Genomic DNA, 21201 nt, shown 5'->3' on the forward strand with positions numbered 1-21201 from the left:
TTAGGCTTGTTGCCATAGCGACACCGACCTGACCGCGCCAGGCGCAGGCTTCAAGGTTTTTATGCATAGCATCATCGCTACCACTAACCAGAATGGAAGCGTCTGTAAGACGGTTGATAAATAAATTTGCTGGCAAACCCTACACGAAGTCGATGCTTCTGTCTTTAGGAGAAGCACGGAAAGTGAAAACGGTTGCAATCAGGTGCTTAATCCATGAGCCAGCGTGCTGAACGATACCGGGATTCTGTTGTCGGAATGGCTGGTTATCCATTAAAATAGATCGGATCGATATAAGCACACAAAGGGGGAAGTGCTTACTAATTATGAAACATAAACTACAAATGATGAAAATGCGTTGGTTGAGTGCTGCAGTAATGTTAACCCTGTATACATCTTCAAGCTGGGCTTTCAGTATTGATGATGTCGCAAAGCAAGCTCAATCCTTAGCCGGGAAAGGCTATGAGGCGCCTAAAAGCAACTTGCCCTCCGTTTTCCGCGACATGAAATACGCGGACTATCAGCAGATCCAGTTTAATCATGATAAAGCGTACTGGAACAATCTGAAGACCCCATTCAAACTCGAGTTCTACCATCAGGGTATGTACTTCGATACCCCGGTCAAAATAAATGAAGTGACTGCCACCGCAGTCAAACGAATCAAATACAGCCCGGATTATTTCACTTTCGGCGATGTTCAGCATGATAAAGACACGGTAAAAGACCTTGGTTTTGCCGGTTTTAAAGTGCTTTACCCGATCAACAGCAAAGATAAAAACGATGAAATCGTCAGCATGCTCGGGGCCAGCTATTTCCGCGTGATTGGCGCAGGTCAGGTTTATGGCCTTTCTGCCCGCGGCCTGGCAATTGATACCGCCTTGCCATCGGGTGAAGAATTTCCACGTTTCAAAGAGTTCTGGATCGAGCGTCCAAAACCGACTGATAAACGTTTAACCATTTATGCATTGCTTGACTCGCCGCGTGCGACAGGTGCTTACAAATTCGTGGTTATGCCAGGGCGTGACACGGTTGTGGATGTGCAGTCGAAAATCTATCTGCGCGATAAAGTCGGCAAACTGGGGGTTGCACCGTTAACCAGTATGTTCCTGTTTGGGCCGAACCAACCTTCGCCTGCAAATAACTATCGCCCGGAGTTGCACGACTCTAACGGTCTCTCTATCCATGCCGGTAATGGTGAGTGGATCTGGCGTCCGTTGAATAACCCGAAACATTTAGCGGTCAGCAGCTTCTCGATGGAAAATCCGCAAGGCTTCGGTCTGTTGCAGCGCGGTCGTGATTTCTCCCGCTTCGAAGATCTCGATGATCGTTACGACCTCCGTCCAAGCGCATGGGTGACTCCGAAAGGGGAGTGGGGCAAAGGCAGCGTTGAGCTGGTGGAAATTCCAACCAACGATGAAACCAACGATAACATCGTTGCTTACTGGACGCCGGATCAGCTGCCGGAGCCGGGTAAAGAGATGAACTTTAAATACACCATCACCTTTAGCCGTGATGAAGACAAACTGCATGCACCAGATAACGCATGGGTGCAACAAACGCGTCGTTCAACGGGGGATGTGAAGCAGTCGAACCTGATTCGCCAGCCTGACGGTACTATCGCCTTTGTGGTCGATTTTACCGGCGCAGAGATGAAAAAACTGCCAGAGGATACCCCGGTCACAGCGCAAACCAGCATTGGTGATAATGGTGAGATAGTTGAGAGCACGGTGCGCTATAACCCGGTTACCAAAGGCTGGCGTCTGGTGATGCGTGTGAAAGTGAAAGATGCCAAGAAAACCACTGAAATGCGTGCTGCGCTGGTGAATGCCGATCAGACGTTGAGTGAAACCTGGAGCTACCAGTTACCTGCCAATGAATAAGACAACTGAGTACATTGACGCAATGCCCATCGCCGCAAGCGAGAAAGCGGCATTGCCGAAGACTGATATCCGCGCCGTTCATCAGGCGCTGGATGCCGAACACCGCACCTGGGCGCGGGAGGATGACTCCCCGCAAGGCTCGGTAAAGGCGCGTCTGGAACAAGCCTGGCCAGATTCACTTGCTGATGGACAGTTAATTAAAGACGATGAAGGGCGCGATCAGCTTAAGGCGATGCCAGAAGCAAAACGCTCCTCGATGTTTCCCGACCCGTGGCGTACCAACCCGGTAGGCCGTTTCTGGGATCGCCTGCGTGGACGCGATGTGACGCCGCGCTATCTGGCTCGTTTGACCAAAGAAGAGCAGGAGAGCGAGCAAAAGTGGCGTACCGTCGGCACCATCCGCCGTTACATTCTGTTAATCCTGACGCTCGCGCAAACTGTTGTCGCGACCTGGTATATGAAGACCATTCTTCCATATCAGGGGTGGGCGCTGATTAATCCTATGGATATGGTTGGTCAGGATCTGTGGGTTTCCTTTATGCAGCTTCTGCCTTATATGCTGCAAACCGGTATCCTGATCCTCTTTGCGGTTCTGTTCTGTTGGGTGTCCGCCGGATTCTGGACGGCGTTGATGGGCTTCCTGCAGTTGCTTATTGGTCGCGATAAATACAGTATATCTGCGTCGACAGTTGGCGATGAACCATTAAACCCGGAGCATCGCACGGCGTTGATCATGCCTATCTGTAACGAAGACGTGAACCGTGTTTTTGCTGGCCTGCGTGCAACGTGGGAATCAGTAAAAGCCACCGGGAATGCCAAACACTTTGATGTCTACATTTTGAGTGATAGTTACAACCCGGATATCTGCGTCGCAGAGCAAAAAGCGTGGATGGAGCTTATCGCTGAAGTCGGTGGCGAAGGTCAGATTTTCTATCGCCGCCGCCGTCGTCGCGTGAAGCGTAAAAGCGGTAATATCGATGACTTCTGCCGTCGCTGGGGCAGCCAGTACAGCTACATGGTGGTGCTGGATGCTGACTCGGTAATGACCGGTGATTGTTTGTGCGGCCTGGTGCGCCTGATGGAAGCCAACCCGAACGCCGGGATCATTCAGTCGTCGCCGAAAGCGTCCGGTATGGATACGCTGTATGCGCGCTGTCAGCAGTTCGCGACCCGCGTGTATGGGCCACTGTTTACAGCCGGTTTGCACTTCTGGCAACTCGGTGAGTCGCACTACTGGGGGCATAACGCGATTATCCGCGTGAAACCGTTTATCGAGCACTGCGCGCTGGCGCCGTTGCCGGGAGAAGGTTCCTTTGCCGGTTCAATCCTTTCGCACGACTTCGTGGAAGCTGCGTTGATGCGCCGCGCAGGTTGGGGGGTATGGATTGCTTACGATCTCCCGGGTTCTTATGAAGAATTGCCGCCTAACTTGCTCGATGAACTAAAACGTGACCGCCGCTGGTGCCACGGCAACCTGATGAACTTCCGCCTGTTCCTGGTGAAGGGTATGCACCCGGTTCACCGTGCGGTGTTCCTGACAGGTGTGATGTCTTATCTCTCCGCGCCGTTGTGGTTTATGTTCCTCGCGCTCTCTACGGCATTGCAGGTAGTTCATGCGTTGACCGAACCGCAATACTTCCTGCAACCACGGCAGTTGTTCCCGGTGTGGCCGCAGTGGCGTCCTGAGCTGGCGATAGCGCTGTTTGCTTCGACTATGGTGCTGTTGTTCCTGCCGAAGTTATTGAGCATTTTGCTTATCTGGTGCAAAGGAACGAAAGAATACGGTGGCTTCTGGCGCGTTACATTATCGCTGCTGCTGGAAGTGCTTTTTTCCGTGTTGCTGGCTCCGGTACGTATGCTGTTCCATACGGTCTTCGTCGTCAGCGCTTTCCTTGGCTGGGAAGTGGTGTGGAATTCACCGCAGCGTGATGATGACTCCACTTCCTGGGGCGAAGCATTCAAACGCCACGGCTCTCAGCTGCTGCTGGGGTTAGTGTGGGCGGTTGGTATGGCGTGGCTGGATCTGCGTTTCCTGTTCTGGCTGGCACCGATTGTTTTCTCGTTGATCCTGTCACCGTTTGTTTCGGTGATCTCCAGCCGTACTACAGTGGGTCTGCGTACCAAACGCTGGAAACTGTTCCTGATCCCGGAAGAGTATTCACCGCCGCAGGTACTGCTTGATACCGATCGTTTCCTCGAGATGAATCGTCAACGCTCCCTCGACGATGGCTTTATGCATGCGGTGTTTAACCCGTCATTTAACGCTCTGGCAACCGCCATGGCGACGGCGCGTCACCGCGCCAGTAAGGTGCTGGAAATCGCCCGTGACCGCCACGTTGAACAGGCGCTGAACGAGACGCCAGAGAAGCTGAATCGCGATCGTCGCCTGGTGCTGCTAAGCGATCCGGTGACGATGGCCCGTCTGCATTTCCGGGTCTGGAATTCCCCTGAGAGATATTCTTCATGGGTGAGTTATTATGAAGGGATAAAGCTGAATCCGCTGGCATTGCGTAAATCGGATGCGGCTTCGCAATAAAACGTAGTGGCCTGATGCGCTACGCTTATCAGGCCTACAACGTTCTACGATGTATTGATTTTGCAATATTTTGTAGGTCGGACAAGGCGGTCACGCTGCATCCGGCAAAAACAACGAGCCAATAAAAATACCGGCGTTATGCCGGTATTTTTTTACGGGAGAGGTATCAAATGCGTTTCATCATGGTCAGTATTATGGTGACCTTGTTGAGTGGCTGCGGCAGTATTATTAGTCGCACTATACCGGGGCAGGGGCATGGCAACCAATATTATCCTGGTGTGCAATGGGACGTGCGTGACTCCGCCTGGCGTTACGTCACGATCCTTGATCTGCCATTCTCCCTTGTTTTCGATACTTTACTGCTGCCGATCGACATTCATCATGGCCCGTATGAGTAATTAGCGTTCATCCCACTCATCAGCCGCTGCCCGTCCTTCTTCCGTATCCAGCGGTGGCTCAAGCTGAAATTCCCCCTCGTCCCATTCATGTAATGTATTCTCTTCCTGCCACTCCTGGCGGATCTCTATCTCATCATAGTCGCCGTCAAAGACACTTTGCGCGGCTTCACCGCTAAGCATGGGTAAACATTCACCTTCTTCCCCTTCGTCGGCAAAAAACTCAACTTGCCACATGATGTCGCCGTCCTGCAAAACGTATTTTTGGGCATTGAACTGTTGCACATTCGCGTCTTCGGCGTCGATGCCGGGGTTGTCTGCAAGAAATTCTTCGCGTGCAGCGTCAATGGCTTCTTCAAGCGTTGCGTACATGGTCATCACGATTCTCCCTTTGAGTTGATGAGGTTTCAGGGAAAAGGGTAGCTGATTCTCCGCTTTTGCAAGTATGAAAGGCGAAAAATCAGTTCGATACCTGGGGTATCCGACGACGGCGCAGACTGTTCCATGAATAGACTGCGTTGAATAACACTACGCCAGCGGTGACGAGGAATACCGCTCTGAAACCGTAGTTCGCTGAAATCGCTGCTCCCATCAATGGTCCGGTAACGTTGCCAATATCACGAAACGATTGGTTATAGCTGAAGATACGCCCGGCGATTTGGTTGCTCGAGTTGTAAACTAACAGTGTCTGTACGGCGGGGAGTAATGCACCATCCGCGGCACCGAGCAAAAAACGTAAAATCCCAAGTTGCAATGGCGTCTGAACATAAGACATTGGGATCAACAGCAGTACAGAAAAGATCAGCGCCGTAATCAGGATCTTTTCGGGGCCGATTCGATCGCCAAGTTTGCCGAGTCGTGGTGCACTCAGCAGAGCAGCCACGCCTGGCACCGAGGCGATCATGCCACTGATAAAGGCGACGTTACTGACGTTACCCGCCAGTTCGCGGACATACAGCGTCAGAATGGGGGCAATTGAGCCCGTCGCCACCTGGATGATTAACGTGGTGACAAACAGGCTGAGTACCAGTTTCGGGTTTTTAAGTGATGTCACCACTTCCCGCATATGCAGCATCTCTTTTTTGCTGACTGGCTGGAATTTTTCTCGGATGCAAAACAGGGTGACGAAAAAGCAAAGTATCAGCACACTGGCGGTAATAAAGAATACCGGACGTAAGCCGTAGCTATCGGCAAGCAAACCACCAGCCATTGGGCCGAGCAACGCGCCGCTAACGCCGCCTGTGGAGAGCGTACCCAGCGCCCAGCCGCTTTTATTACGCGGTACTTGTGTGGCGATCAGTGCGTTAGCGTTGGGAACAAATCCGCCAAGCAAACCAAGCAGCGCCCGCAGGATCAAAAACTGCCAGATATTTTGTGCCAGCCCCATCAACACCATCACGATGCCCATGCCGAGGGCAGAGCGTAATAGCATGAGTTTTCGGCCTTTACGGTCGGCAAGCCCACCCCAAAACGGTGAGGCGATGGCAGAAAATAAAAATGTAATGCTGAAGACAATACCGGACCACATATTCAAGGCGGAGTGGCCGGTAACGCCAAGCTGCTCAACGTAGAGGGGTAAGAAGGGCATTACCAGGCTGAAGGCGGCACCGGTAAGAAAACAGCCTAGCCAGGCGACGATCAGGTTTCGTTTCCAGTTTATAGGGGTGTCATTTTCACAGGGTGACATAGCAATCCGCTGTTGGTGCGCCAGGCGCGGTGAACATAAGAAGAAAAGATAAGCACACTAATTATGCGCCCGACTTCCAGGGGGCGCAATCCAGAGAGCTTTTATCGCTAAATCAGGGGGATTTGCTGTGGTAATGCCGGATGCCATTTTGAAGCATCCGGCATGGGAGATTTAATAGCGTGAAGGAACGCCTTCCGGACGTGTTTTAAAGCGACGGTGTAACCACATATACTGCTCTGGTGCCATCATGATGCATTTTTCGACCACTTTGTTCATCCACGCGGCGGTGGTTTCGGCATCATCCAGCGGCGGAGAACACTCGGGCGGCAGCATGATCAACTGATACCCTTTGCCATCTGGCTTACGGCGTGGAACGAAGGGCACCAGACATGCGCCGGACATCCGTGCCAGCATCCAGGTTCCGGTCGTGGTCGCCGCCTGCTCAACGGCAAATAACGGGACAAAAACGCTTGAGCGCGGGCCGTAATCATGATCCGGTGCGTACCAAACCACTTCGCCTTTTTTCAGGGCTTTAATCATGCCTTTTAAATCTTTGCGGTCGAGCATCGATTTATTTGAGCGCAAACGGCCCCAGGTTTGTAGCCAGTCAATCAGTGGGTTATCGTTCGGGCGGTAAACGCCAATCCCGGGTTCCTGCATACCAAATTGCCGCGCACCCAGCTCCAGAGTCAGAAAATGGATGCCAACTAACAGGATGCCGCGTTGATGCGCCTGCACGTCACGAATGTGTTCCATGCCGATCACTTCCGTCCAGCGGGCGATTCGGCGGTCCGGCCAGAACCACGCCATGCCGGTTTCCATCAGCCCCATACCAACAGATTCGAAATTCTTCACCACCATTTCACGGCGTTCTTGTTCGCTCATTTCCGGGAAGCACAGTTCCAGGTTGCGATGCACAATTTTTGCGCGTCGTTTCATAAAACGTAACGCCAGTTTTCCTAATCCACAACCGAGGCGGTAGATAACCGGGTAGGGCAATTGCACGACTAACCAAAGTACGCCAATACCCAGCCAGGTTAACCAATAACGCGGATGAAGCAGTGCGGTGGAGAACTTGGGTAGATTCGTCATATCAATCCTGTTTTTCAACCTATTCGGGCAATTGTATGTATTGTCGCATTTTTTCGCCCGCAACCAAAATTTGTGACTGAAGACTGGGCGAAATTACCGCGCTTGTAAATAATAAATAATTTTTAATGCGCAAATGTAGCGTAAAATGTGTGGATGTTAATTATCGATAATTGCTATATCATGCCGCGGATTTTTACTTTCCCATCTCGCAGGAACCGTACACCATGCCAGTGTTACACAACCGCATTTCCAACGACGCGCTGAAAGCCAAAATGTTGGCTGAGCGCGAACCGCGCACCACCATTTCGTTTTATAAGTATTTCCACATCGCCGATCCGAAAGCGACCCGTGACGCTTTATATCAGCTGTTTACTGCGCTGAATATTTTTGGGCGAGTGTATCTGGCGCATGAGGGGATTAACGCGCAAATCAGTGTACCTGCGAGCAATGTTGAAACATTTCGCGCACAGCTATACGGCTTCGACCCGGCTTTAGATGGCTTACGCCTGAATATCGCGTTGGATGATGACGGGAAATCCTTCTGGGTACTGCGCATGAAGGTGCGCGATCGCATCGTAGCCGACGGTATTGACGATCCTCACTTCGATGCCAGTAATGTTGGTGAGTATCTGCAAGCGGCAGAAGTGAACGCCATGCTTGACGATCCCGATGCACTGTTTATCGACATGCGTAACCACTATGAGTATGAAGTGGGGCACTTTGAAAACGCGCTGGAAATTCCGGCAGATACCTTCCGTGAGCAGCTGCCAAAAGCAGTCGAGATGATGCAGGAACATAAAGATAAAAAAATCATTATGTACTGCACCGGCGGCATTCGTTGTGAAAAGGCCAGTGCCTGGATGAAACATAACGGATTCAATAAAGTCTGGCATATCGAAGGCGGAATTATTGAATACGCCCGTAAGGCGCGCGAGCAGGGCTTACCAGTGCGTTTTATTGGCAAAAATTTTGTGTTTGACGAGCGGATGGGCGAACGTATCTCTGATGAGATTATCGCGCATTGCCACCAGTGCGGTGCGCCGTGCGACAGCCATACCAACTGTAAAAATGATGGCTGCCACCTGCTGTTTATTCAGTGTCCAGTATGTGCAGAAAAATACAAAGGTTGTTGCAGTGAGATTTGCTGCGAAGAAAGCGCGTTACCGCCAGAAGAACAGCGACGCCGTCGGGCAGGACGTGAAAATGGCAATAAGATCTTTAATAAGTCTCGTGGACGTCTGAATACAACACTGGGCATTCCTGATCCAACAGAATAAATATCATTGCCGGATGCGTGTCATCCGGCAACATTTCACGCTTACTTCTGCTGTACGCCTTCCACTGAAATAATCAGGTCCACTTCCTGAGAAGCTGGACCTAAATCTGTCTTGATATTGAAGTCTTTGAGCTTAATTTTGCCTTCGGCCTCAAAGCCTGCACGTTTACCGCCCCACGGGTCGTCGCCCTGACCAATTAATTTCGCTTCCAGCGTGACGGGTTTGGTGACCCCGTTCAGCGTCAGATCGCCGGTAATATCCAGCTCATCACCGTCTTTCTTTACGCTAGTGGAGGTGAATGTTGCCTGTGGATATTTTGCGGTATTGAGGAAATCTGCACTGCGAAGATGTTTATCGCGTTCGGCGTGATTAGTATCGACGCTGGTGGTGTTAATTGTCACATTCACTTTATCGGCAGCTGGATTTTTTTCATCAAAGGTAAAAGTACCGTCGAAATCTTTAAAGGTGCCATATAACCAGCTATAGCCAAGATGCTGGATGCGGAAGTTAACAAAGGCGTGCTGACCTTCTTTGTCAATTTTGTAATCGGCGGCAACCGCTGAACCCGCAGAGAACATCAAGGAAGCGAAGGTTAAACCAAGCAGGCTTTTTTTCATTTTTTATACTCCATAGTCAGATGACGACTTTCCTAGCATGCGCTTCAGAGTGTCGTCTTTATCGATGAAATGATGCTTCAGGGCCATAAATCCGTGCATAACGGACAGTACTACGACGCTCCACGCGAGCCAAAAATGCAGGGCACCGGCAAAGTCAGCCTGTGCGCCAGCGTCGGCGAGGGTCGCGGGGACGTCAAACCAGCCAAAAACGCTGATCGGTTTACCATCGGCAGTGGAGATCAGATAGCCGCTGATGCCGATGGCGAACAGCAATAGGTACAATGCAAGATGTCCTGCCTTTGCGCCAACACGAGTCATGGGCGAATAACTTTGCAGCGGACCCGGCGGTGGAGATATGAAGCGCCAAAGAACGCGAATAACCAGCCCCATCATTAACAAAATGCCGATGCTTTTATGCAATTCGGGTGCTTTGTGGTACCAGCCATCGTAATAGCTGAGCGTGACCATCCACAGACCTAAAGCAAACATGCCATAGACAATAATTGCGCTTAGCCAATGTAAGGCCGCAGATATAACACCATAGCGTTCAGGGGTATTTGTGAATGACATAAGTGCATCCAAAACGAATTTGCGAGAGAAAGAAAATGGCGTGTCGGAGAATGAATTGCAACACAAAAATAACAAATTGAATGATATTTATTTTTATTTCAATAATTTTGAATTAATAATGAAAGAATCTTCATAAGTTTAGTGGGTTCAGCATCTGGAAGGTCTGGTGAGTGCTGTAGAGGCAGGAAGAATCTCATTCAATTTTTCACGCTAAATGAAAGGGAGATTAAATATTTGTCAGTTTATGTCAGTGCGGAAAAACTAAAAATAAAACACGTAGATCAGGTCCATAATTGCCAACAGTCCCCAGAGAAAAAGATAAAGCATCAGATGCTCGCGAATATTATTGATGAGATAGTGCAACAGCCGACGCATTAAATACTCCTGTAAAAACGGCCTCATTCTGGAGGCCGTAATGATGATTATTGGAAGCGGGAAAGCCTGAATGGCGTCAAATCAAAATCGCTTTTTTTGTCTTGCGCAAAATCGGCAGCTATTTCCCCTAAAACTGACGCAAATTTAAAACCGTGCCCGCTCAGGCCGGTAATGAGCAGTGTATTATCGTGGCCGGGTAGAGTATCGATAATAAAATCTTCGTCAGGCGAATTATCATAGGTGCAGGCAGCGCCGTACAGGCAGCAACCGATACCCGGCAATACATTGCGCAAGAACGGGAAGGCTTCTGACCCATCACTGGCCACTTCCGCAAACGGAACACGTTCATCCGCTGAATGGATAACCTGGCCTCCGTTATGTTTGCCAATCTTCAACGCGTCGTTTTCTGCCGGAAAACCATAATATTGATCGCCATTGAGCAGTTCACCGGTAAACGCCGGGAATTTATTCTTCACGCTATAGCGACCATCGGCCTGATACCAGGCAAATACTTTGCGTACGGGCTGGACAGGCAGTTCCGGGAGCAGATCTTTTACCCATGTTCCCGCGCAGACGATCGCTTTTTTCGCCTGATACTCACCGTCAGCGGTTTCAATAGTTACGCCATCATCGTCATGACGAATTGCGGTGACCGGGCAGTTGAACAACTGCGCACAACCCGCTTCCTTCGCCAGTTGGATCCAGGTTTTAATCGCCAGTTCGCTGCGTAAAAAGCCGGAATCAGTCTCAAATAAGCCGATGTAGTTGTCCGGGACGCGTATTTCCGGCCAGCGGGCCATAATCCCTTGCGCATCGAGCTTTTCAACGTTGAGTTGCCACTGTTCGGCGCTGTGGGCGACGTTGGCGAGAAATGTGGAATCAGCCGGGCCAAGGTTAATGACGCCAGAGCGTACAAAAATGGGATCTTCTTCGTTGTGGCGGGAGAGTTCATCCCACAGCGTTTGCGCGCGGAGGACCAGCGGGACATACTTTTCGCCTTCACCATAAGCATGGCGAATTAATCGCGTATCGCCGTGGTGGCTGCCGTGTTGATGCGGTGGCATATGGGCGTCGGTCATTAGCACGTTTAAACCGGCACGGGTTGCATAATACCCGGCGGCAGCGCCTACGGAACCGCTGCCAATAATGATGAGATCGTATTTCATTTTTTTCTCTCTGCTCTCATGGTTTAAGCAGAGTAATTAACTGAATGCAGATATACAACCCAGAAATGGTAAAGGCACCAGTGAGGTGCCTTTTGGGTGGATGGTCATGTCATGTTAATGACGCCGATACTCGTTTACCGGGAAATCACCGGATTCAATTTTGGCGATTCCTGCTTCTAATATCGAAATAAATTGTCTGGCAACATCAGTGGTTAACCAGAGCGTCTGACCAACTTCAGTCCCTTCCTGCTCGGACTTATTTGGGGTCTGGTAATGCAAACGCAACATCAGCGCATCATAGCTATCAACGGTGCTGATGTCCCACCCTACGAGCGGATGAGTCTGAATGACTTCATTATTTTTTTCCATCATGGCCCCCTAATTCGTGTTACTAGACAACGTTATTCGAGGTTCAATGCGTTTTTATCTGAAGCAACTTCAGTATACCAATAAGTAAGGGTATTCACCGAATTTTTAAAGGGGGGAACAGATAAATTTTTGCTTTTAAGATTTATATGAACAATAAAACAGCATGTCATTCATATTTTTTTAGCATATTGTGCAATTATTTTGAGGAAGTGTAGAAATTTTGTACTCGAAATTCGTAAGTAAAATAAAAAAGCCGGGGCGACCCGGCAAAAAAAAATCACTGCATATTATTCGCTGACAAACCAGTCATCGGCGCTTTCCCACGTTTCCTGGAGAATTTCGCTAATGCGCTGTTTATCTTCTTTTGTCGCGCCAATAACCGATAAATTATTCGCTGCGGCATAACGTACCGATACGTGGCCTTCATTATCAGGAAACGCATACTGAATACGGCGGGAAAGTTCGCCAGCCAGGGCGTCAATAGCCCCCGCTGGCAATGGAGAAGTTTTCGCTATGGTGACTTCAATTCGCATAATAGCCCCCTGTTGAATATACTGGTTATTTATACAGTTAAAATAACCTAATGACAACAGGAAGCTACGATTTTTATTGTTTAACGGACCAGCGTACCGTTTCCCCGGCGAGGAATGGCACCAGTGTGTCATCAGTCAATGCGATGCTTTCAGCAACCTGCTGTTCTTCGCGGACCAGTTCGATGAATGTGTCGTTGACCGGCAAGCCATAGAACTGTGGGCCGTTTACAGAACAGAATGCTTCAAAGTGCTGCAGAGCATTCATCTCTTCAAAGACGGTAGCGTAACTGCCCAGCGCGGTTGGGGCGTTGAAGCAGCCCGCGCAGCCGCAGCTGCTCTCTTTGCGATGACGTGCATGCGGCGCAGAATCCGTACCGAGGAATACACGATTAAAACCGCTGGCGACCAGTTCACGTAATGCCTGTTGGTGAATATTGCGTTTGAGTATTGGCAGACAGTACAGGTGTGGATGCACGCCACCAACCAGCATATGGTTACGGTTAAACATCAGATGCTGAGGAGTGATGGTGGCTGCCAGCCGTTCATTTCCGTTACGGACATAGTCGGCAGCATCTTTGGTGGTGATGTGCTCAAAAACGACTTTCAGCGCGGTCAGGCGCTGGCGAAGCGGTTCCATTACGCTTTCTATAAAGCGCGCCTCACGATCAAAAATGTCGATATCTGCATGTGTCACTTCACCATGCACCAGTAGCGGCATACCGATTTTTTCCATGCGCTCAAGTACCGGCATGATTGCATCAACCGACGTCACGCCGTGGCTGGAGTTAGTGGTTGCGTTTGCGGGGTAAAGTTTTGCAGCGGTGAACACGCCTTCGTTAAATCCACGTTCCAGCTCATTAGGGTCCAGCGAATCTGTTAAATAACAGGTCATCAGCGGGGTGAAATCGTGCCCGGCAGGTACGGCGTCGAGAATACGCTGGCGATATGCCACGGCAGCCTCAACGGTTGTCACGGGCGGAGCCAGATTGGGCATTACGATAGCCCGTCCATAAATTTCGCTGGTATAAGGCACGACAGTTTTTAACATGTCGCCATCGCGGAGGTGAAGGTGCCAGTCGTCTGGGCGGCGGATCTTTAATACCTGGGATGGTGCAGTCATTAATCTCTATGCTCCGGCTGAAGGGATGTTTTTGCCGGACACAAAGGATAAGCGGAAACGTTTTCCTTTGCACGAAAAATAAAGGGCGCAAATGCGCCCTCGTGATTAATCAGTAAACGGAATGACAATTTCACCAGGCTTCACTTCAATACCTTTCGCCAGTTTCTTCGCCATTGCTTCGCCCTTACTGCCATCTTCGCGCAGGACATAAGCAGGTTGCTGGTTAAAGTAATTGCGTAATGCCTGGTTCAAATAGGGAAGCAACGTTTGCATCACCGTTTGCATTTTTTCCGGTTGTACCGTCGCATCGACTACTTCCATCTCTTTCAGGAAGATCGCGCCTTTTTCTTTATCAAACACAGGCAGCGCTTTCAGCTTCAGTTTCATGGTCGCTTTCTGGCTACCGAACAGGGAGTTCATGTCCAGATTGGCGTCTCCGGTTAGGGTAACCTTATTCGGCTCTTCGCGACCAATTTGGCTGGTCAGGTTTGTCAGAACAATATGGGCGTCAGCCACGCCGGGTAAACCGATATCTTTTGAGAAATTATTATGTTTCGCAAGCGACTGGTTAATTTCTTGTTCGGTGATGGTGTATTGGGTGAGTTGATTACAGCCAACGAGCAGGCCACTGACGAACAATACAGCGGCAAATAAAAACTTGTTCATGGTAGTCCTCGACATGAAATCTGCGTCAATATCCTGACACAACGCAGCATGTGTCACCAGCGATAAACTCGCCAGCAGAAAAAACTGAAAACGGCGGCAACCCGCGAATACAGGCTGCCGCGGCGGGTCAGGATTAAATCGCCATTGATGATAACAAATTGATTTGTGTCTGTTTCGCCATATTATCGCGGTAATCAGCAACGCGGCTTGGCCAGTTGATTCCGGCTACCAGCGTCAGATTACGCAGGAGCGGAAATAGCTGAATATCGTCTTCCGAAAGTTCGCCATTCACGGCGTTCGGTTTGACGATAAGTTTGTCCAGCGCACGTAAATCATCGCTGATATTCTTAATCAGACCGTCAGAGTGGGCCAGCAGGTCGGCAAAATTACCCGCGCTGGCTTCTTTCTTGTCGACAAAATATTTGCGTGCGGCGGGAGTAGAAAACTCATCAAATGCCGATTTGGCAAAACGCGGTAACAGCAGTTTGTTGGCGTAGCCGTTGACCTTGCGCAGCCATTCTTCAATGGCAGGCGAACGTTTGCCGGTCAGTAACGGTTTGCCGTCGAGTTTATCGACATAGTGAACGATGTCCATGCTTTCTGGCATATAGCGGCTGTCATCTTTTTGCAGAATGGGAACCTGTTTTTGACCGACCATCCGGGTGGGTGTTTCTGCGTCGTCATTGAGCAGAACATGTAATTCGACGGGGATATTTTTCAGGCCGAAAATCATGCGGGCTTTGAGGCAGTAAGGGCAGTGATCGTAAATGTATAGCTTCACGTGACTCCTCCATTTGGCTGTCAGTTCACTTTCAGTATGGAGGAGTCAGGGGGGAGTATCAAATCAGGCGTCGCGTTCCAGCAAACGACGCGCGGTGCGTTTCTGGCTAAACTGCCAACCCAGCGCAAGGAAAGTGAAGATGCCAATAATGCCCAGCATCATCCACGGAAGCTCTGGTTGGTGCGCTGATTTACCCAAGTCAAATAGCCAGCCACCACCGATATAACCAATCGCGCCGCCAATCGCCAGACCCAGACGGCTAAACCCCATATAACTGCCGCGAGCTCTTGCGTCCGCCAGCGAAGCACTTAAGGTTTCGCGCGCAGGCTCAGCAATGATCGACCCGATATAAAACAGACAAATCAGAGTGAAAAGTTGTTGCAGGCCGCTGACCATACCCACTGGCATCATGCTTAATGACATTATTAATAGCCCAGCCATCAATCGGTGTTCCAGACGAAAATGTTTTTCACTCCAGCGGGCGATAGGGTAGAGCAACGTTAAAGACAGACACGCTTCAATGGCATACATCCATTTAACGGCAGAGGGTGCGCCCGCCACGTCGTTGACCATAATTGGCAGCATCAGCATCACTTGTACAGCCAGCATGTAGTAACCCGCCAGCGTCAGGACATAGGTGACAAAATGCTTGTCGCGCATCACGCGGGTCATGCCTTCGCGAACGGGCGTGCGTACGGTGGAGAGTTTCCATGCCGGTAACAACCACGCATTGAACGCTGCACACAGCACAAACAAAACGGCTCCTGTGGCACAAACCAGGCGAAAGTCGTATTGCAACAGCCAGCTTCCCAACAATGCGCCAATGACAGCACCAGCGCTGTCTTGCATCATTAATAGTGAGAAAAAACGGCCACGCTGCTGCGGGCGGATTAGTTTCACCACCAGCGCCGAACGCGGAGGATCAAACAACGTGCCGCCGAGTCCCGAAAGCAGGCATGAAAACCACAGTAGCCACGGTTCGTGGGCGATACCCATTGTGGCGAATCCGGCGGCACGCATCAGCATACCGGTGACAATCATCGGTTTGGCACCAAAGCGGTCGGCAATTGCGCCGCCGAAAATCCCCAGACCTTGCTGAATAAACTGGCGTAGGCCGAGGGCAATACCGACCATGACGGCGGCCCAGCCCATTTGATCAACGAAGCGGATAGAGATCAGCGGGAAGACAACAAAGAACCCCAGCACGACCAGCATATTATCGATGAGCAGGAAATATTTACCCAGGTTCCTCGCCTGCGACACGCGGGACATTTCCCCTCCCGGGAAATAAAAGATGAGCACTTTCTATTCTGCATTGCCGCTAAGACTTTTCCCATCACTTCGGGGACAATATTTTTTTATCAAAACGTCGCTTTGATAGAGAGTTTTTATCAAATATGTGAATAATGCAGAAAATGGCATTCTGGACTTTTCACAGGGTCTGGTTGCGCAGGTATAGTAATACTTACAGCGTATTAAAGACGTTACGGGAAGGAGTAGGTATAGAATGTTTGGCTATCGCAGTAACGTGCCAAAAGTGCGCTTAACCACTGACCGACTGGTCGTGCGTCTGGTGCATGATCGTGATGCCTGGCGTCTTGCGGATTATTACGCAGAGAATCGCCATTTCCTCAAGCCCTGGGAGCCAGTGCGCGACGAAAGCCACTGCTATCCTTCAGGATGGCAGGCCAGGCTGGGGATGATTAACGAATTTCATAAACAAGGTTCAGCTTTCTACTTTGGCTTATTCGACCCGGACGAAAAAGAGATTATTGGCGTTGCCAATTTTTCCAATGTTGTTCGCGGCTCTTTTCATGCCTGCTATCTCGGTTATTCGATTGGGCAAAAATGGCAGGGCAAAGGACTCATGTTTGAAGCCCTGACCGCAGCTATTCGTTATATGCAGCGCACCCAACATATTCATCGCATTATGGCCAACTATATGCCGCACAATAAACGCAGCGGTGATTTACTGGCGCGATTGGGTTTTGAAAAAGAAGGCTATGCGAAAAACTATCTGTTGATTGATGGACAATGGCGCGATCATGTTCTGACGGCATTAACCACCCCAGACTGGACGCCTGGCCGCTAAGGAGAATCTGATGAAATATCAACTTACTGCTCTGGAAGCCCGCGTGATTGGCTGCTTGCTGGAAAAACAGGTGACTACGCCGGAGCAATACCCGCTATCAGTAAATGGTGTAGTAACGGCCTGTAATCAGAAAACGAACCGTGAACCGGTCATGAATCTGAGTGAATCTGAAGTGCAGGAGCAGCTGGATAACCTGGTCAAACGTCATTATCTTCGCACGGTGAGCGGTTTTGGTAATCGGGTCACCAAATATGAGCAACGTTTTTGTAATTCAGAATTTGGCGATCTGAAACTGAGCGCCGCAGAAGTGGCGTTAATCACCACGTTGTTATTGCGTGGTGCCCAGACACCGGGAGAACTGCGCAGTCGCGCCGCGCGAATGTATGAGTTCAGCGATATGGCGGAAGTGGAGTCGACGCTTGAACAACTGGCGAATCGCGAAGATGGCCCTTTTGTTGTGCGTCTGGCGCGTGAACCCGGTAAACGTGAAAGCCGTTACATGCATCTTTTCAGTGGTGATGTTGAGGAACAGCCGCCGCTAACGGATACGTCGAACGTGGGTAACGGTGATTTACAGGCCCGCGTCGAAACCCTGGAAATTGAAGTGGCAGAACTGAAACAGCGTCTTGATTCGTTGCTGGCCCATCTGGGAGATTAAAGTGAAAAAATTACGTATCGGCGTAGTGGGATTAGGCAGCATCGCGCAAAAAGCGTGGTTGCCGGTGCTGGCGGCAGCATCTGACTGGACCTTACAAGGCGCCTGGTCGCCTACGCGCGCGAAAGCCTTGCCAATTTGTGACAGCTGGCGCATTCCTTATGCCGATTCGTTATCCAGCCTTGCCGCTAGTTGCGATGCAGTTTTTGTGCATTCCAGCACCGCCAGCCACTTTGACGTGGTCAGTATGTTACTCAATGCGGGGGTACATGTCTGTGTCGATAAACCGCTGGCAGAAAATCTGCGCGATGCTGAACGGCTGGTGGAACTGGCGGCGCGGAAAAAACTGACGTTGATGGTCGGTTTTAACCGTCGTTTCGCACCACTCTACGGTGAGTTAAAAACGCAACTCGCCACCGCAGCCTCGCTAAGAATGGATAAACATCGTAGCAATAGTGTCGGGCCACACGATCTTTATTTCACGTTGCTGGATGATTATCTGCATGTGGTGGATACCGCGCTGTGGTTGTCGGGCGGTAAAGCCTCTCTGGATGGCGGTACGCTACTGACTAATGACGCTGGCGAAATGCTGTTTGCCGAGCACCATTTTTCGGCCGGTCCTTTGCAGATCACCACCTGTATGCATCGCCGTGCCGGAAGTCAGCGTGAAGCCGTGCAGGCCGTGACTGACGGTGCGCTCATCGATATTACAGATATGCGCGAATGGCGTGAGGAGCGCGGGCAGGGCGTAGTGCATAAACCGATTCTTGGTTGGCAGAGTACTCTTGAGCAACGTGGATTTGTCGGCTGTGCGCGGCACTTCATTGAATGCGTGCAAAATCAGACAGTTCCGCAAACCGCCGGCGAACAGGCCGTGCTGGCGCAACGTATCGTTGACAAGATCTGGCGCGATGCGATGAGTGAATAAACCCTGTAACATCTGGCGGTAGCAATTCACCATAATCCAGGTAGACTATTCGCCTCTTTCAGCGCCTGCCTTGCAGGCGTTTTGCCCGTGGGTCTGGATTAGAACACCGATGAATTTATTAAAATCGCTGGCCGCCGTCAGCTCGATGACCATGTTTTCGCGTGTGCTTGGCTTCGCACGTGACGCAATTGTCGCCAGAATCTTTGGCGCAGGGATGGCAACCGACGCCTTTTTCGTCGCTTTTAAACTTCCTAACTTGTTGCGCCGTATTTTTGCCGAAGGGGCATTTTCCCAGGCATTTGTACCGATTCTGGCGGAATATAAAAGCAAGCAGGGTGAAGACGCCACGCGGGTCTTTGTCTCGTATGTTTCTGGCCTGCTGACACTCGCGCTGGCGGTTGTGACGGTCGCCGGGATGCTCGCCGCGCCGTGGGTGATCATGGTGACCGCGCCGGGTTTTGCTGACACGGCCGACAAATTTGCCCTGACTACCCAGTTATTACAGATTACCTTTCCTTATATCTTGCTGATTTCCCTGGCGTCGCTGGTGGGTGCGATTCTGAATACCTGGAACCGCTTCTCGATTCCGGCATTTGCTCCAACACTGCTTAACATCAGCATGATTGGCTTCGCGCTGTTTGCCGCACCGTACTTTAATCCTCCGGTGCTGGCGCTGGCATGGGCTGTTACGGTCGGCGGCATCCTACAGCTGGTGTATCAGCTACCGCATTTGAAGAAGATCGGCATGCTGGTTTTGCCACGCATTAACTTCCACGATGCCGGGGCAATGCGCGTGGTGAAACAGATGGGACCAGCGATCCTTGGCGTCTCTGTGAGCCAGATCTCCTTAATCATCAACACCATTTTTGCCTCGTTTCTTGCTTCCGGTTCGGTGTCGTGGATGTATTACGCCGACCGCCTAATGGAGTTTCCGTCCGGTGTACTGGGCGTGGCGCTTGGCACCATTTTGCTGCCGTCGCTGTCGAAAAGTTTTGCCAGTGGCAATCATGATGAATACAACCGTTTGATGGACTGGGGGCTGCGTCTTTGTTTCCTGTTGGCGCTGCCGAGTGCGGTTGCGTTGGGCATTCTTTCAGGTCCGTTAACCGTTTCGCTGTTCCAGTACGGTAAATTTACCGCCTTTGATGCGCTGATGACCCAGCGGGCGTTAATTGCCTACTCGGTGGGTTTGATTGGCCTGATTGTCGTGAAAGTGTTGGCTCCTGGCTTTTATTCCCGCCAGGACATTAAAACGCCAGTGAAAATTGCCATCGTTACGCTGATTTTAACGCAATTGATGAACCTGGCGTTTATCGGCCCGTTGAAACATGCCGGGCTGTCCCTTTCTATTGGTCTGGCGGCGTGTCTGAATGCTTCTCTGCTTTACTGGCAGTTGCGTAAGCAGAAAATCTTTACCCCGCAACCCGGCTGGATGCCGTTTCTGTTGCGTCTGGTGGTGGCGGTACTGGTGATGTCTGGCGTGCTTTTAGGTATGTTACATATCATGCCTGAGTGGTCACTGGGTACTATGCCCTGGCGTTTACTGCGTTTAATGGCGGTCGTGCTGGCGGGAATTGCCGCGTACTTCGCTGCACTGGCGGTGTTGGGCTTCAAAGTTAAAGAGTTTGCCCGTCGGACGGTATAACAATGCATTCCGGCCTGCACTGCAGGCCGGAGATAATCTTCAGATCGAAATCTTTTTACTGCCGCGATGGGGTATTGATGTCTGACCGTTCGCCCCGTACAGCGTCGGTTCCTGATGCGGTTTTAACATTTCCAGCGCCTGTTGATTGCGCTCAATCTGTCCTTCCAGTAACCAGCCATTATGTTGATTCATTTGACGTAGTTGCTGAGTTTGCACCGTAATTTCCTGCCAACGTTGACTAATATCAACGCTATTTTCTGCATTGGGTTCTTTTCTGCGTAACTGTTCGAGGTAATCCAACGTCGCCAGCAGTGAGCTTTTTTGTTCTGTAATCCATTGCAACTGGCTGCCGTTGATCTGCCCCATTGAGAGATGTTGCTGCTCTTGATCCATTACCGTTTTGAGATCGTTAAGCACTGCGGACATCTGGTCGAGGATCTCTGCAAGACGCGTCATACGATCAGTTACTCTGCAAGTCTTGCTGCGCTTCGTTGATTAGCGCATCGGCAATTTTGCCGGTGTCCATTTTTAGTTCACCGTTACGAATCGCCAGTTTTAACGCTTCGACACGTTCAAGATTGATATCACTGCTGCCGGGTTGCATTAGTTTTGCTTGCGCGTCGCTTAACGTCACACTGGTGCTGGTGGCGGCGGTTGTTTTTGCCGCCCGGGTATTCGTTACCGGCGCGTCAGTGGTTTCACGCGGTTGAACGGTGCTTACGGGCTTCAGAGGTGAAGTGCGGTCAATACTCATGGTTTATTCCTCATTGAGGGCGCTTTTATCATGTGTTGCTTATTTATCGGCAAGGGACGGGTAATC

The 21201-nt window shown here is 50.6% G+C and carries 23 protein-coding genes; 8 read left to right on the plus strand and 15 right to left on the minus strand.

Annotated features, from left to right (window positions below; genetic code table 11):
• Positions 1-341: 341 nt before the first annotated feature.
• The 3 genes from mdoG (at position 342) to QUF14_RS06450 (ending at position 4811) form a co-directional block, all read left to right on the plus strand.
• Complete coding sequence (gene mdoG / locus QUF14_RS06440) at positions 342-1877, plus strand: glucans biosynthesis protein MdoG (RefSeq protein WP_001300662.1); 1536 nt, start codon at positions 342-344, stop codon at positions 1875-1877.
• Positions 1870-4413: a glucans biosynthesis glucosyltransferase MdoH gene (gene mdoH / locus QUF14_RS06445; protein WP_001354910.1), complete on the plus strand. Its 2544-nt coding sequence runs from the start codon at positions 1870-1872 to the stop codon at positions 4411-4413. Before mdoG ends, mdoH begins: the two co-directional genes overlap by 8 nt.
• Before the next feature lie 170 nt (positions 4414-4583).
• Positions 4584-4811, plus strand: a complete 228-nt coding sequence (locus tag QUF14_RS06450) for a YceK/YidQ family lipoprotein (RefSeq protein WP_001211028.1) — start codon at positions 4584-4586, stop codon at positions 4809-4811.
• On the opposite strand, the gene QUF14_RS06455 is transcribed toward QUF14_RS06450, so the two are convergent.
• The 3 genes from QUF14_RS06455 to lpxL all read right to left on the minus strand — a co-directional run bounded on the left by QUF14_RS06455 (position 4812) and on the right by lpxL (position 7587).
• On the minus strand, positions 4812-5186 hold the full coding sequence (locus QUF14_RS06455) for a MysB family protein (protein WP_000180056.1): 375 nt from the start codon (positions 5184-5186) through the stop codon (positions 4812-4814).
• Positions 5187-5268: 82 nt separating this feature from the next.
• Positions 5269-6495: a multidrug efflux MFS transporter MdtG gene (gene mdtG / locus QUF14_RS06460; RefSeq protein ID WP_000074172.1), complete on the minus strand. Its 1227-nt coding sequence runs from the start codon at positions 6493-6495 to the stop codon at positions 5269-5271.
• A gap of 171 nt (positions 6496-6666) precedes the next feature.
• Positions 6667-7587, minus strand: coding sequence for a kdo(2)-lipid IV(A) lauroyltransferase (gene lpxL / locus QUF14_RS06465; protein ID WP_024211957.1), 921 nt, complete (start codon positions 7585-7587; stop codon positions 6667-6669).
• A gap of 224 nt (positions 7588-7811) precedes the next feature.
• On the opposite strand from lpxL, the gene trhO reads away from it, so the two are divergent.
• Positions 7812-8864: an oxygen-dependent tRNA uridine(34) hydroxylase TrhO gene (trhO, locus tag QUF14_RS06470; protein WP_001354912.1), complete on the plus strand. Its 1053-nt coding sequence runs from the start codon at positions 7812-7814 to the stop codon at positions 8862-8864.
• Between the two features lie 41 nt (positions 8865-8905).
• Here trhO and QUF14_RS06475 read toward each other — a convergent pair whose 3' ends face one another.
• The 10 genes from QUF14_RS06475 to mdtH form a co-directional block, all read right to left on the minus strand.
• Entirely contained in the window at positions 8906-9481 is a 576-nt protein-coding gene (locus QUF14_RS06475; RefSeq protein ID WP_000749261.1) for a YceI family protein, read from the minus strand.
• 3 nt (positions 9482-9484) lie between these two features.
• The gene (locus QUF14_RS06480) at positions 9485-10051 is read right to left on the minus strand and encodes a cytochrome b (protein ID WP_000011127.1); all 567 of its coding nucleotides are present in this window, start codon (positions 10049-10051) and stop codon (positions 9485-9487) included.
• A gap of 261 nt (positions 10052-10312) precedes the next feature.
• Positions 10313-10426 (minus strand): YceO family protein, encoded by a 114-nt coding sequence (locus QUF14_RS06485; protein ID WP_001253418.1) that lies wholly within the window; start codon positions 10424-10426, stop codon positions 10313-10315.
• Between the two features lie 47 nt (positions 10427-10473).
• Positions 10474-11592, minus strand: coding sequence for an N-methyl-L-tryptophan oxidase (gene solA / locus QUF14_RS06490; protein WP_000872830.1), 1119 nt, complete (start codon positions 11590-11592; stop codon positions 10474-10476).
• Between the two features lie 114 nt (positions 11593-11706).
• A complete protein-coding gene (gene bssS, locus QUF14_RS06495) occupies positions 11707-11961 on the minus strand; it encodes a biofilm formation regulator BssS (protein ID WP_000414437.1) in 255 nt (84 codons plus the stop codon).
• A gap of 287 nt (positions 11962-12248) precedes the next feature.
• Complete coding sequence (dinI, locus tag QUF14_RS06500; RefSeq protein ID WP_001217754.1) at positions 12249-12494, minus strand: DNA damage-inducible protein I; 246 nt, start codon at positions 12492-12494, stop codon at positions 12249-12251.
• Between the two features lie 73 nt (positions 12495-12567).
• Positions 12568-13614, minus strand: a complete 1047-nt coding sequence (pyrC, locus tag QUF14_RS06505) for a dihydroorotase (protein ID WP_000126546.1) — start codon at positions 13612-13614, stop codon at positions 12568-12570.
• Positions 13615-13719: 105 nt separating this feature from the next.
• On the minus strand, positions 13720-14280 hold the full coding sequence (locus QUF14_RS06510; protein WP_001353288.1) for a lipoprotein: 561 nt from the start codon (positions 14278-14280) through the stop codon (positions 13720-13722).
• A 133-nt stretch (positions 14281-14413) separates the two neighbouring features.
• A complete protein-coding gene (grxB, locus tag QUF14_RS06515; RefSeq protein ID WP_000780912.1) occupies positions 14414-15061 on the minus strand; it encodes a glutaredoxin 2 in 648 nt (215 codons plus the stop codon).
• 63 nt (positions 15062-15124) lie between these two features.
• Entirely contained in the window at positions 15125-16333 is a 1209-nt protein-coding gene (mdtH, locus tag QUF14_RS06520; RefSeq protein ID WP_286333487.1) for a multidrug efflux MFS transporter MdtH, read from the minus strand.
• A gap of 235 nt (positions 16334-16568) precedes the next feature.
• Between mdtH and rimJ the strand changes: the two genes are divergently transcribed.
• The 4 genes from rimJ (at position 16569) to murJ (ending at position 20381) form a co-directional block, all read left to right on the plus strand.
• Positions 16569-17153: a ribosomal protein S5-alanine N-acetyltransferase gene (rimJ, locus tag QUF14_RS06525; protein ID WP_000468190.1), complete on the plus strand. Its 585-nt coding sequence runs from the start codon at positions 16569-16571 to the stop codon at positions 17151-17153.
• 10 nt (positions 17154-17163) lie between these two features.
• Complete coding sequence (locus tag QUF14_RS06530; RefSeq protein ID WP_000877108.1) at positions 17164-17811, plus strand: YceH family protein; 648 nt, start codon at positions 17164-17166, stop codon at positions 17809-17811.
• Position 17812: 1 nt separating this feature from the next.
• The gene (locus QUF14_RS06535; protein ID WP_000736176.1) at positions 17813-18736 is read left to right on the plus strand and encodes a Gfo/Idh/MocA family protein; all 924 of its coding nucleotides are present in this window, start codon (positions 17813-17815) and stop codon (positions 18734-18736) included.
• Positions 18737-18845: 109 nt separating this feature from the next.
• A complete protein-coding gene (gene murJ / locus QUF14_RS06540; protein WP_001050688.1) occupies positions 18846-20381 on the plus strand; it encodes a murein biosynthesis integral membrane protein MurJ in 1536 nt (511 codons plus the stop codon).
• 39 nt (positions 20382-20420) lie between these two features.
• Here murJ and flgN read toward each other — a convergent pair whose 3' ends face one another.
• Together flgN and flgM are read right to left on the minus strand one after the other, a co-directional pair.
• Positions 20421-20837, minus strand: a complete 417-nt coding sequence (flgN, locus tag QUF14_RS06545) for a flagella biosynthesis chaperone FlgN (protein WP_000197347.1) — start codon at positions 20835-20837, stop codon at positions 20421-20423.
• A 4-nt stretch (positions 20838-20841) separates the two neighbouring features.
• Positions 20842-21135 (minus strand): flagellar biosynthesis anti-sigma factor FlgM, encoded by a 294-nt coding sequence (gene flgM / locus QUF14_RS06550; protein ID WP_000020882.1) that lies wholly within the window; start codon positions 21133-21135, stop codon positions 20842-20844.
• Between the last annotated feature and the right edge of the window lie 66 nt (positions 21136-21201).

It is taken from the genome of Escherichia sp. HH091_1A (assembly GCF_030295175.1).
Classification (GTDB): Bacteria; Pseudomonadota; Gammaproteobacteria; order Enterobacterales; family Enterobacteriaceae; genus Escherichia; species Escherichia coli_F.